15 protein-coding genes are annotated in these 12,461 nt (G+C 44.0%); 6 read left to right on the top strand and 9 right to left on the bottom strand.

The genetic code is table 11. The annotated features are described in order from the left end of the window. Positions 1-785: 785 nt before the first annotated feature. From EFB11_RS16885 to EFB11_RS10395, 3 genes are read left to right on the top strand one after another with little or no spacing between them, the layout of a single operon-like run. Positions 786-944, top strand: coding sequence for a hypothetical protein (locus EFB11_RS16885; protein WP_164706723.1), 159 nt, complete (start codon positions 786-788; stop codon positions 942-944). Then, a complete protein-coding gene (locus EFB11_RS10400; RefSeq protein WP_122790162.1) occupies positions 923-1,696 on the top strand; it encodes an ATP-binding cassette domain-containing protein in 774 nt (257 codons plus the stop codon). Before EFB11_RS16885 ends, EFB11_RS10400 begins: the two co-directional genes overlap by 22 nt. After that, positions 1,693-2,421, top strand: coding sequence for a hypothetical protein (locus EFB11_RS10395; RefSeq protein ID WP_122790161.1), 729 nt, complete (start codon positions 1,693-1,695; stop codon positions 2,419-2,421). The genes EFB11_RS10400 and EFB11_RS10395 overlap by 4 nt, the downstream gene beginning before the upstream one ends. A gap of 92 nt (positions 2,422-2,513) precedes the next feature. Here the strand turns inward: EFB11_RS10395 and EFB11_RS10390 are convergent, their stop codons facing one another. Beyond that, positions 2,514-3,104: a DUF1349 domain-containing protein gene (locus EFB11_RS10390; RefSeq protein ID WP_122790160.1), complete on the bottom strand. Its 591-nt coding sequence runs from the start codon at positions 3,102-3,104 to the stop codon at positions 2,514-2,516. Positions 3,105-3,810: 706 nt separating this feature from the next. Here EFB11_RS10390 and EFB11_RS10385 point away from each other — a divergent pair. Continuing rightward, positions 3,811-5,070 carry a GHKL domain-containing protein gene (locus EFB11_RS10385; protein ID WP_122790159.1) on the top strand — a complete coding sequence of 420 codons (1,260 nt, stop codon included), beginning with the start codon at positions 3,811-3,813 and terminating at the stop codon, positions 5,068-5,070. Between the two features lie 274 nt (positions 5,071-5,344). On the opposite strand, the gene EFB11_RS10380 is transcribed toward EFB11_RS10385, so the two are convergent. The 4 genes from EFB11_RS10380 to EFB11_RS10370 all read right to left on the bottom strand — a co-directional run bounded on the left by EFB11_RS10380 (position 5,345) and on the right by EFB11_RS10370 (position 8,373). Next, positions 5,345-6,853 (bottom strand): recombinase family protein, encoded by a 1,509-nt coding sequence (locus EFB11_RS10380; protein WP_122790158.1) that lies wholly within the window; start codon positions 6,851-6,853, stop codon positions 5,345-5,347. Between the two features lie 88 nt (positions 6,854-6,941). Further along, positions 6,942-7,118 carry a hypothetical protein gene (locus EFB11_RS16880; protein WP_022518867.1) on the bottom strand — a complete coding sequence of 59 codons (177 nt, stop codon included), beginning with the start codon at positions 7,116-7,118 and terminating at the stop codon, positions 6,942-6,944. A gap of 136 nt (positions 7,119-7,254) precedes the next feature. Continuing rightward, positions 7,255-7,458 carry a hypothetical protein gene (locus EFB11_RS10375; protein ID WP_122790157.1) on the bottom strand — a complete coding sequence of 68 codons (204 nt, stop codon included), beginning with the start codon at positions 7,456-7,458 and terminating at the stop codon, positions 7,255-7,257. Between the two features lie 492 nt (positions 7,459-7,950). After that, complete coding sequence (locus EFB11_RS10370; RefSeq protein WP_122790156.1) at positions 7,951-8,373, bottom strand: RNA polymerase sigma factor; 423 nt, start codon at positions 8,371-8,373, stop codon at positions 7,951-7,953. A 246-nt stretch (positions 8,374-8,619) separates the two neighbouring features. On the opposite strand from EFB11_RS10370, the gene EFB11_RS16875 reads away from it, so the two are divergent. After that, positions 8,620-8,856, top strand: coding sequence for a hypothetical protein (locus EFB11_RS16875; protein ID WP_140400903.1), 237 nt, complete (start codon positions 8,620-8,622; stop codon positions 8,854-8,856). Between the two features lie 49 nt (positions 8,857-8,905). Here EFB11_RS16875 and EFB11_RS10365 read toward each other — a convergent pair whose 3' ends face one another. From EFB11_RS10365 to EFB11_RS10350, 4 genes are all read right to left on the bottom strand, one after another. Then, complete coding sequence (locus tag EFB11_RS10365) at positions 8,906-9,676, bottom strand: MerR family transcriptional regulator (RefSeq protein WP_122790155.1); 771 nt, start codon at positions 9,674-9,676, stop codon at positions 8,906-8,908. Beyond that, positions 9,669-10,580 (bottom strand): DUF2268 domain-containing protein, encoded by a 912-nt coding sequence (locus EFB11_RS10360; RefSeq protein WP_122790154.1) that lies wholly within the window; start codon positions 10,578-10,580, stop codon positions 9,669-9,671. The genes EFB11_RS10365 and EFB11_RS10360 overlap by 8 nt, the downstream gene beginning before the upstream one ends. A gap of 304 nt (positions 10,581-10,884) precedes the next feature. Further along, positions 10,885-11,160 (bottom strand): CD3324 family protein, encoded by a 276-nt coding sequence (locus tag EFB11_RS10355; RefSeq protein ID WP_087303120.1) that lies wholly within the window; start codon positions 11,158-11,160, stop codon positions 10,885-10,887. Positions 11,161-11,346: 186 nt separating this feature from the next. Further along, the gene (locus EFB11_RS10350; protein WP_087303122.1) at positions 11,347-11,823 is read right to left on the bottom strand and encodes a GNAT family N-acetyltransferase; all 477 of its coding nucleotides are present in this window, start codon (positions 11,821-11,823) and stop codon (positions 11,347-11,349) included. Positions 11,824-11,972: 149 nt separating this feature from the next. On the opposite strand from EFB11_RS10350, the gene EFB11_RS10345 reads away from it, so the two are divergent. After that, on the top strand, positions 11,973-12,338 hold the full coding sequence (locus tag EFB11_RS10345) for a helix-turn-helix domain-containing protein (protein WP_204245863.1): 366 nt from the start codon (positions 11,973-11,975) through the stop codon (positions 12,336-12,338). The last annotated feature ends 123 nt before the right edge of the window (positions 12,339-12,461 follow it).

Genomic DNA, 12,461 nt, shown 5'->3' with positions numbered 1-12,461 from the left:
ACCTTCCAGGGTCCAGAGGCATGGAGGAAATTTGTCAGCGTTGGATATCGGGTTCGGTAACCGGCCATGAAAAAGCAGAGGTGGAATGTTTTGATACGTTCCGCCTCTGTTGCCTTATGCCGCAGATTTTCCGGCTGCGATAAAGCTTGCTCACGCTTTTAGCTTAATAGCAGAAAACATATTTTAGGTGGTGCAGCCGTGTGGCAGTTATTCATTCTTATAGCCCTAGGATGCTTGAAATTTTGGTCACAGGAGTTGTAGAACTACGGCGATATTGCGATGTGAAAATGACAGCATTAAGAACAAAGTAGGCTCAACCCCAGAAGGATCTATGGGGACGGAATGGATGGAATGGCCGCAGAACACGAACAATATAGGAAAGAAAATTGATGTAAAAAGGCAATCTACTTGCTTCAAATCTCTGACTCTCCGCCAGTAAAAAGCACTGAAACCTATTGTTTCGGTGCTTTTTCTTTGCCTTTAACCATAAGCCCCCTGGTTCAACGACACGAAAGAGCAAGGAGGCTTTACACAAGTGAAAAATGAGATAAAACGTGTAGTGTACGCAAGCTATCGGTGCGAATACTATGAGAAAAAAGCGCTCGCTGCTGTCCATTACGGAAGGAAGATATGAGGATGGGAAGCTCCAGGAACGATGATGCTATTTCGATTGAAAAAGTTCACAACTTCCTAATATGTAGTCAAAACGGACAATTTATAATATACTAAAATAAAGTAAATATTCGTCGCTTTATGTCCAAAAATATAGAAAAGGTGGATATAATATGGAATATATTTTGCAAACAGATAATCTGTCGAAAGTTTATGGAGCAAAAACGGTTCTGGATCATGTGAGCATTCATGTGCCCAAAAAGTCGATTTATGGTTTGGTGGGAAAAAACGGAGCTGGAAAACCACGCTTATGCGCATTATTTGTGGTTTAACGCAACAAAGTGAAGGCAGTTATACCTTGTTAGGAAAGACAAACGATGATGCAGTACGGAATAACATGGGTATGCTGATTGAAAAACCGGGCATCTATGAGCACATGACAGTGTTAGAAAATTTGCGCTATTTTTCCCTGCTGTTTGGCATCCCATTTCAAGATCATCACAGAATACTGGAAATGGTTGGGTTGCAAAATGCGGAAAAAAAGAAAGCACGCCAATTTTCTTTGGGAATGAAGCAACGATTGGGGATTGCCATTTCGTTGCTGGGAAATCCTGATTTCCTCATTCTCGATGAGCCGATCAATGGCCTTGATCCAGAAGGCGTATATGAGATGCGTAAAATGTTGGAGACGTTAAATCGTCAATATGGTACTACGATTATGATCGCCAGCCATATTCTAAGCGAATTATATAAACTGGCAACGGATTATGCCATTATTGATAGCGGATGCCTGATTGACGAGTTCAGCAAAGAAACGCTGGAAAGTGCATGCAGCAGCGGCGTCCAAGTTACGGTTGAGCCGGGATATTTGCAAGATGCCCAAGCACTTATTGCGTCTCGTTATCCGAATGTTCGATGTGAAGTTCTTTCCAATCAAAGCTTGCGTTTGCATGAGAAAATCAATGCGGCAGATCTGAACCAATTCCTGGTGGAAAACAAAGTACGTGTGTGTGGTTTGGGGGCCAACGACGAAGACATTGAGAAATTTTTTGTCGAAAAACTCTCGGGAGGGCAAGCGGTATGAAAAATTTAATTCGTGGACATATTTATCTGCTGAAAAAAGACAATTTCTTTTTCGGATGCCTTGCTCTCAGTCTTATCTTCCTGGTTGTATCGATCCGACTTTTTTCTTTGGGATCTGAATCAAGTGGTGTAGACAGTCTGATGGGTACCTTTTTAAATGGTGATATCCCTCTTTATGCCTTCATGTTGCTAACATCGAATATGGTTGCAGAAGCTTATCGCTCCGGTGCGATCAAGAATATTGTAGGGCGGGGGATCTCGAAGAAGCAATACTATCTCTCCATTGTTGTTACGATATCCGCTGCATATTTATTGGTCATGCTGATCAGCGGCATTGTTATGGGAGTTGTTGCAGGCAGCAAATTTGGCATGGGGACACTTCTTTATCCTGGTTACTATGCTCTTTCCATTGTGGCACGCATTCTTTTTGTGATGGCGCACATCAGCTTTGCAGTTACAATGACAATCTTCACCAGGAATGCAATTGCAGGCGTTATTTTCGGCCTTGTAATTCCGAATATCCCGAAAATTTTGGAAATGGTTTTGGGATTTTTGCGAATTCATATTAGCCTGGATTTTTTGAAAATCTCTACGCATATGCCGTCTGTTTACGAGGCATCGAATGACTTATCATCATTCTTGCTGTGCTTTATTGTGTTGTGTGGATATCTTATTGTGTCTATTTGCGCTGGTTTCAAACTTTGGAAGCATCAGGATATCAAGTGATTTCAGCTTCGACTTATCGCGGTGCTTTTTGGTTTTGCGAATTTTGAAAAGGCAGGAACGGACTTCCGTTCCTGCCTTTGCCTTTTAAGATTTCATTTATGAGCCTTCCATTGACATTCCGTCATCTCCATATGGCTGAATACGGCACGGAAGCTCGAGTCCTCCGGACTGCAGGCGTAGATCCCAAAGGTGATCTTACCATCACCGTCCCACAGGTGGCAAATGCGTATCTGTCGGAACTGTGTACCATCCTCGCTGCACTCCACGCAGTAGTCACTTTCCCGTCTGCTGAGCCGATACCACATTTCCTTCACTCCGGCAGAAATATCGGTGGTAGCCCAGTCGGAGAATCCATGGTTGGTTACTACGCTGCCCAAACGCTGAAAGCACTTATTTTCATACTCGATGGATGCTTTTAGCCAGTTTTCGCTGTCCAGATAGACGACAATACCGCACTGGTCAAACCGACACTTACTATTAAATTGGGTACGGACTGTGAACGAGAAATACTTCTCGGTTGTCTCAATTTGAAGCAAGGGTGCGTTGTCGTTTTGAAATCCATAGTAGGTTCGCTGCCACAGATCGGTATGAGGCTCGGTTACAATCTCTACCATATCTTGCGAGACAGTCACAGTTTGTGGTTTTCTGGTCCAAAGAAGTTCCTGAGATAAAAAATTTGCCATATCTTTTCCTCCTGAAAATGATAGAATCGGTTTGCTGCCATTGCCACAGATTGTGGAGGGGAGATTTTGCTACTTTTTGTCTGCTTTCCTCGCGGGAAATACCGTTGCAGAGATTGCCGTCTGCCAGTTGAGCAAGACTGCCTACCATAGAAGGGCTTGTTGTAGGCCCCTAGGAATGCGAATATCCCGGCTCTTTGGGTATTTCTGCGAAGAAATACGGATAGAGGCCACTAATGCAAGAGAACAGCTAACATATATTATACCACAGATCACAATGGCCTTTATGAAACACAATAGCAGTTGAGATGCATGTGCCCAATCCTGTCGATACCAGTATAGCTGGATATGCGCCCGAAGTATCCCTCTTGACGGCCGTTTACTTCCATGCTATATTCATGATGCAAAAACAAGAAATAACGCAGTGATTGTGCAATATTTGAAACTATTTGCGCAAAATTTGCACGTGATTACGCGTGAGAGGACAGATGTGCTGCGGCCACCCCATGTGACGATAAAAAATCGATCGGACAGGTGGAGGCGCTTTGGGTTTCCTTTCAAGGGGTGACCACACCTTTGCTGTCCGACTGGTACTTTCGCCTGTGTGGGGCAAGTTTTGGGCTGAACAATGACTAGACTGTGGTCCTTCCCTGGGCGGTGACAACGGAGTGAAAGACAGCCTGGGAAAATTGCTGGAGGAGCGGAACACATGGTAGAATTGTTTATCATGGAATCTTTGACGGTGTTATATATGATTATGGCGTTTCTGTTTATGGACAGCCGATATTCCCGGCGGCGCACCCTTTTCATCGTCTCCTTTGTTGCGATCCTGCTCATGGTGGCAGTAGTCGCCCTATATCGGGCGGTCGATATGGATACCGCCTTTTGGACGTATGCTGTGACTATCCATATCCCGCTGATACTGCTCCTGTTCACGCTTAGTCGGTTCCGGGGATGGCGGCTGATATTTCAGCAGCTTTCTGTCGTTCTGTTCTGTACGCTGATCCACCACATCTCAGGGATGATCTACTACCTGTCTGGCAACCGCTTCTGGGTGCTGGTGCTGTCCTACGCGGTCCTTAGCACCGGGGTTATCTGGTTTCTGATCCGTTTCCTGCGCCCTCTGTTTTTCCAGATACTGTTGGAGCTGCATCGGGGCTGGTGGCTGATATGTCTGGTCATGGCGACCTACTACATCATCGCCGTCTATCTGATCCCTGGATGTGTAGGCTTCCATCGCAGTAGCAGCATCATCAAACCGGCGATCGCCCTGCTGATGTTGGGGGTTTATTCTATTTTGATGTTTCTATTTTCAAACGTTCGAAAGGAATCGGAGGCACGGCACAGTGCACAGATGTCGGCTTTGCGGCTTTCGGCCCTGCGAAGCCGCATGGAAGCGGTGAAAGCAGCAGAAGATGCCATCCGCACCGAGCGCCACGACCTGCGTCACCGGCTCCAGGCCACTGCAGAACTGGTGGCGCGGGGAGACAAAGACGCCGCGCTGGACTTTTTGGATGCCGCTCAAAAGCGGCTGGATGATCAGAAAGAAATCCGCTGGTGTCGCCCACCGGTGCTGGATGCCGTGTTTGCCTCCTACTTTGACCAGGCTCAAAATCAGGGCATTTCGGTGGAATCCAGGATCTCCCTGCCAGACGTACTACCGATAGATGAGGGCGAATTGGCCATCGTTGTGGCCAATGCCTTGGAAAATGCCATTCACGCCAACCTTTTACTGCCCCAGACGCAGCGAAAGATTCGGTGTAAGATGGTGGGGACACCTAGCATCATGCTGGAACTCTCCAATCCATGTGCTTCTAATGTTGTATTTGGAAACAACGGCCTTCCAATGGCGCAAAGGGAAGGGCATGGTCTTGGGATGCAGTCGATATCTGCCTTTTGCCGAAAAAATGGAGCGGTCTGCCAGTGTGACCAGACAGACGGCTGGTTCCGATTGCGATTGGTGCTGTAAGATCATACCGTTTCTAGAATGCATAACACAGCTATGGATTACAGATCTGTTTAAAATGGTATCATTCCAGATGCACTACTATCAGAAGATGCCTAATACGCACATGATGACGTAGATGAATAGCTGCATGGCGTTTGAAGAACGCATCCGGCAGGTATCTATCCTGGACATCAACAATCTGAAACAAGCGAAGCATCGGTGTACAAGGGGTACAAACAAGATTAAAAAGAAATTTTAGATTTGAAAGTAAGTAGAGTGGCAAAATCAAGAGTGTTCAGATTTTCCACTCTACTTGAACGTGGTCGCTGGTTGCGCTGATTGAAATAATCAGGCCGTCAGCGGCTTTTCTTTTGTCGTCAAACTCAATGCTGTCCCAGTGGTCAAGGTAATAAGAAAGTTCCTGTTCCTTCTGGGGTGACATTGTTTCAACGGACAATTCTGCAATCGCCTTTGAAATAGTCTGGCGGCGAGTGTCCAGTTCTTCAATTTTTTTGTTGGCATAAGCAAGCAGTGTCGCATTGGCTCCGGTCAGTGTATCAAGCAGTTTTTCAATTTCAGCCTCGACCTGTGCAAGCTCAATCTGATGGGCGGTCAGTTTCGGATTTACTTTTTCCTCTCTGTCATGGCGGACCTGAAAGTTCTTAAATCTTGTCCGCATGGCATTGAAGATAAATTCCTCAAATTCAGTCTTGCGGATCTTCCCACATCCCGGACAGCCCTTATTCTCTGTCCGTTTTGTACAGCGGAAATATCCCGGACTGTTCGGCACATGGGTTGCTTTCAAAGCATACCCACAGTACCCGCATTTGACTTTCCCGGCAAGCCATGTATTTTTCGGCTTGCGGCCTTGCTGAAAGGTCTTATTCGTCATTAGCTTCTTCCGGCATTTCAACCAGACATCAGACGGTATGAGTGCTTCATGTGGGGCAATCACAAGTATCTGATCTTTCAGGCACCTGTCCTTATCCTCCTTTACGTCACGGCCCTGATAGAGATAGCAACCGTTGGTTCCGGCAAAATCGGAAGCGTCATTGACAATGGCTGCGCCCTGGCTTTTGAAAAACTCGTAGAGTTCCAAGTCTGCCTGTGCATAAACCGGATTTCTCAAAAGCTGGGAAAGAAAACTTCGCACTAAAGATTTTTCGTAAACCTTAATGCCTTGCTTCTCAAAGTAACGGGTAATATCCCCAAAGGACGTTTCCGGCTTGGAATACATCTCAAACATCAGCTTCACATATTGAGCGGTTTCGGGGTCTGCCACCATCTTCTTTGTGCGGATACCTTCAACCACTGTCGGCTCCAACTGATAACCGTATGGGGCCTGCCCGCTCATGTGGAAACCTTTCAGGCACCGGGAGTAATAAGCGTCTGTCACACGCTTCTGGATTGTCTCACGTTCAAGCTGTGCGAATACAATACAAATATTCAGCATGGCCCGGCCCATCGGGGTCGAGGTGTCGAATTTCTCGGTGGAGGAAACAAACTCCACATCGTACTCTTGAAACAGCTCCATCATGTTCGCAAAATCCAGAATGGAGCGGCTGATCCGGTCCAGCTTATAGACGATTACTCGCCGTACCTTGCCCTTTCGGATTTCTCCCAGCAGCTTTTGAAACTCCGGCCTGTCCGTGTTTTTCCCGGAATAACCTTTATCCTTGAATACCTTACAGCTTCCACCTTTCAGTTCGTACTTGCAAAAGTCAATCTGGCTTTCAATGCTGATACTGTCCTTGCGGTCTACCGACTGCCTTGCGTAAATACAATCTTCTCTGATAATGTCCATATTGGGCTCCTTTCCGTATGGAATGGAGCTACCAACCTTACAACTATATTATACTATTAGCAGCCCCGGACAACAATGTTGCGATTGATTAGAGAAATCTGTCCCCGTACTTGCTGAATATGTCGTACAGGTTATTTTCAATTTCCCTTTTCCGCTTCTTCTTTTCCTCCGGGGAGAGTACCGGCGTCAGGTTTTCCAGCACAATGAGCTTGCCTTGAAAATATACAGATTGCTTGTCGCTTTGATATGTAACAGCTTGAACCATTGAAAACCTCCCTTTCCAGTATAGGTTAATGCCGACCAGTCTCCCTCTTGTCCGAATGGGGAAACATCAAAAAACGGCACCCCGGGAGGTGCCGCCCTTTGAGCTTTCCCCAGCTTCGGGCCAACATGGCCCGAGGTCAATAGTCGCCATGATAATATTTCTGCTCGGCCTCATTGATGGTATGGAAGTCAAAGACTTCGTGAAGCTGCCGTACCACACGGCGAATATCCTCATGGGAGAAGCCACAGTCCTGCATTGCCATAATCACATAACCACGGCAGGCGTCGTTGCTCCATGTGTCCGGTTCCAATCCCGGAATAGACGGATAAGTTTTCTTCATAAGGTTCTCCTGTTCATAAAAGTATGGGGCCACGCCGGAAAGGTCGCTCTATCATCAGACAGAATAGCGGCGAGGCCCCACAGGTCAAAAGTGCTTTTCAGATAGACCGGACGGGCGGCTGGCGTTCCGCCCCATAGCATTTCAGCTCTCCCCATTCTGATGGCAAGGCGATCTCATTACCTGCGACGGCTCACGGTTCGCAACACCGCTGCACGCTCGGATTGTGACTAATCGCAAGTATCCGGGATTTTGTGTTTTATCCGGCAGACCTGCCAAGGCCCGCCTGCGGCATAGGCCTTGTCGCTCTCTCTATTCTCTGGCAATAGAGGTCATGGCGGGCCTGTCACTTGACACAAGCACCCTTCGTATCCGGGTATCTTTTTATTCAGTTTTCAAGCTGCGTAAGGCTTGTCCGAACTTCGGGCCAATGTGGCCCGAGGCTTTGACTGCCTCTCATATACCATTTCATTTTTTGGCCTAAATCGGTACGCCTTACAGAACTTTTTTCGAAATTTTTTCCAGGCTCCGCAGACCACGCTCAATGGCAACCCGCACGACTTTTTCATGGACGCCTTCTGCCCGGGCAATATCCTTTTTGGTCATGTCGAGTATGAAATGGGCGTAAATACGTTTCGCCTGTTTATCCGGCAGCCGGGAAATGGCGGCATGGAGTTCCTGCATAGTCACCTTACGCTCATACAGCTCATGCGGAGAAAGCGCAACGAAAAGAGCCTCATGCTCAATGCCGTCATTCCGGTCAAGGGAATAGTACGCCTTGTGCCGGTATGTACGCAGACGGTAAGCCGCTTCTTTGTGGTCGAACTCGGAAAACAGATTGGCCACTTCGTCAGTCACTTCAACAAAACAATACTGTGTATAGTGAGGGTAAATATCCCGCAGATTGATAACTTTCATAAATACCTCCGTTTCGGGTGTTCGGGTTGACAGGTGGCCGAAACGAAGGTGGTGGAGAGCGACACCGGGGTATGACCTCGGGCCAACATGGCCCGAAACAGCACAATAAGAACGCAAAAGCGCCCAAGTAGCACAAGGCCATTCGGACGCATGAAATAGAATAACAGTTAAGGTTCCGAAAAATTTCATGTACATAGCCGGAATACCCTGGAGGTGGGGCTATGATTTTTTTGACAGGTTAGGGGGATGGGAAAAGAACAAGGACACGGCGATACCTCCTGGACACCGCCGTATCCTAAAAAATGGGCGACTTTAATACACCCTCCGCAATCTCATTTTTTGAAAAGAAAACGGCGGCTTGAAATTGTTATTTCAAAACCGCCGCAAGGCTACTGTATTTTGTTTTGGCGCGTGATGACCCAGCCGCCGAAACAACGGTTTTTTTATATGCCGTTGTTTCGGGGCTCATTTGTTCTATTCTAAGAATATCCTTTTTGCAAGAGTAACAACGAAATTGATTTGTCCCTAATTTCTATCCTTCTGATAATGTGCAATATATTTTAATTGCTTCATTAAAAAAATTAGCCAAATTTCCACAGCCAAATCTATTTATATATGAGGAAAACCGTTCATCAGAAATATAGAGTTGGCCTAAATATGAAAGCATTTCTTTGTTACAACTATAAAAGTGTTCTGAAATGTAATCTCGCCATGCTTGCACAATTTGTTGAACCTCTTTGCAAGCGGGAGATTGCGTTTCATATAGCGCAAGTTTTTCGAATATCGTTTGCGCCATCGAAAGGAACCTCTCCATTTCTTCATTTTGAATTTTTTTACTTTTTGTAGAAAACGCAGCTTCAAACTCTTTAAAACTATGAGTTTCTCCCCATTTTTCAAGAATTTCTGCTCTGAAGCTCTCCTGTAATTCAACTATTTTTGAATGTGAAAATGCAGAAAAGGAATTGGCTTGCTCTCCACTGATTTCTGCTTTTACCAGTTTGACTAAAGCATCTATCCGCTCTCTTTGTGCTTCTAAAATTGCAAGTTGCTTTTTTAGCACTTCAGATCGATTGTAATATGGAGAGTTAAGTAACTCTTTTATTTCTTTTAGAGCAAATCCCACTTCACGAAAAAACAATATTTCCTGCAATCGACTTAAATCATCTTCTGTATATAAGCGATACTTCGCATCCGTAAGCATAGTAGGTTTTAGCAAGCCTATTTCGTCATAGTAGTGGAGCGTTCGTATTGTTATCCCGGATAATGTGGCGACTTCATGGACAGTCATAGGCTTATTATTCATTCCAAAAATCCTCCGCAACTTCCAAAATCTCGCTTGCGGGCAATAAGGTTGCTTCAACAATGTTTTTGCCTGTCTTTTTCAAATAATGCTTTACTAAATGATACCCACAAGCATATCCTGCACAATAAGGCAAACCGACAGCCGGATAGCTTTGCAGTTTTGCCATTTCATCTCCATACAAATAGGCATTAAGATTTTCAAGGCCCTGTACATTTAACCCATCATAAATAATCGGTTTGATATATTCGTTTAAGGTTTTTATATCAGTTTTAGTTACCCACGGCCCCGCTTTATCTTCGCCATATAAATAAGTTGCAAAATTTTCAGCAAGTCCTTCGCTAACCATCATTTCGGCCAGTGTAATGTCATTTCTCCATCGAATAAATTGAAATCGAATATTATGATTGACTTCATGTGCAAGAGCAACTGGCAACCGCTCCAAAGTATATTGATTAGGAACAAGCCATGCAAAAATATAGCCGGGAATACCTCCATCGCCACAATACCCTTCATTAAGTGAAATATAGGGACTTTCGGGATCTGCTAACAAAATTGTAAAAAGATATTCCTGTACTGGTACTTCAATACCACTATTTGCAAAGCAATCCAAAGATTTCTGAATAGATTGTTGGCAAGCAGTCCACAGTAAATCAGAAGAAATTTGCTCAATATTTTTCTGCTGGGATTTGTCTACTTTATTTGGCGCAATATGACCAAGCATACTACTTGCCATTATTACATCATATCCATTAGGCGTTGATGCTTTCATTGGGACACTATAACAGTCCCATTTTTTCTTGAAAGGCATCATTAACTCATAACGATAGATGTCATTTTTCTTTTCAATGGACGCATTTGCGATTTTTTGATAAACGCTGTCAGAACGAATATACTTTACTTTCATTTTAATCACCTTTCCTGTTTTCTCTATAATACACTATGACGTTACGTGAAAGTCAAGCGTGTAAAAGTTGTTTTTGTCGTTTGATATGAAATTAAATAGTCAGTAGTATGAAATATATAGAAGTTTTTAAGCATATTGAATTACCACTTCATATAACGGTTTTTTTTATTTCCGTCATGTGAAATGGAAATTAAGGTGTGTCAGAATACTACAAATTTATTTTAACATAATAAATGCTTTGAGCGAGGAACATGATTGATTGAAAAAAGAAAATGTGCCATATCGAAATATGGCACATTCAGAACTAATCTCTATTTTTTTCTTGTCGTATGATACGCTGGATGCTCTTTTCTACCAAAAAATATTTTTTAGCAAGTTTTGAAATTGGGATGCCCGAACAAAACTCAGAATAAATTTTAGCATTTCGTTCTGCAAGTTCCCTTTTAGTTAGCGTATTCTCACCCCAAAAGCACTTGCTATTTTCCTTCTTAGGAATATACAAAACTTCGCCACTGATGTATTGTTGTACTTGTTCTATAACTTCAAGTGGCAAAACATCTTTTGCTTTTATATAGCCCAAAATGGTGCACCTCCTAAAGAATTTCATATTCATTTAGGATTAGCACAGGCTATTACCTTTCAATATTAAATTTTATATTTTGCAATAGCCCATGCTATGCACCAATATCGCCCATAAATCAAAGAGCCACCTTTCTGCAAATCTTATTAACAGTTTAATCTATCAGTTGAACTTTTGCAATGCTTTTTAAGAAATATCCGCAACCATGATATATTCCTCATTGTTTTCACTAACAATTTTAAACCCAACTTTTTGGTACATTTTAACAGCATAATTAGCTTTTTGAACAGACAACGATACCTTAGCGTATTTGCTATGCCTTAATTTGGTAAGCAAACCTTCCAACAAGGCCGTTCCTATTCCATATCCTCTGTATTCTTTATATAGTGACATTGCTAAGGACGGCGTTTTGTTATCAATATGTCCGTAATCATTCATAATTCTGACCCAAGCCGCTCCAACAATTTTATTATCAATCTCTACCACCATTCCTTGGTCTCCATGTTTTTTTCCAAAGTCCTTTATATATACTTGTAATTCTGGCAAGGAAATAATGGTTTTAGGTGGTGGAGTTGAGCCTTCTGGAATAAAAATAGCTTCGTATAGAAATTGGCTTAGCAGCAAATACTCGTGGCTTCTTATCTCTCGTATCTTATAATTCATATGATCCTCCTATTATTATTTTATCATACTTCTTTGTTACGATACATCTTAACACAGTTTCACCTTATAGTGAAATAAAATAATACTTTATATCAAATTTCACTACATTCTCATAATCCGACCCGAAATGTACAATGATATAGGGTGATATGAGAATGAACCAAGATGAAAGAAGGTTTGACTTTCATGGGCTCGGGCTGGCTCTGAAACAGGCCAGAGAGGAAAAGGGCTGGACACAAGCCTATGTGGCGGAGCTGGTTGGCAAGACTGACCGCACCATTATGAACATTGAGAACAAAGGCCAGCACCCCAGCTTCAACCTGTTTTTCAAACTCGTCACTCTGTTCGACATTTCCGTAGATCAGTTTTTCTATGTAGAAGGTCAGCGTGGAGAGAACAGTTGCAGAAAGCATATTGATGTGCTTTTAAGCTCGATGAATGAGAAAGAGCTTGTTGTCATGGAGGCCACAGCCGAAGGGCTCAAGAAAGCCAGAGAAACGGAGGTTCCAGAATAAGGGCCTCCGTTTTTTCGCGCCATTTTCGGGGATTGCACAAAACGGCAAGCAATGCCTTTGTGGCCACAGACCTCAAACGCCGCTTGTTGGGGCCCGCCCCAAACCCGGCAGCTTCGGGCCATG

This window comes from Intestinibacillus sp. Marseille-P6563, from assembly GCF_900604335.1.
Taxonomy (GTDB): domain Bacteria; phylum Bacillota; class Clostridia; order Oscillospirales; family Butyricicoccaceae; genus Butyricicoccus_B.
Note: the sequence above shows the minus strand (reverse complement) of the source record. Positions and strands in the feature narration are given on the sequence as shown.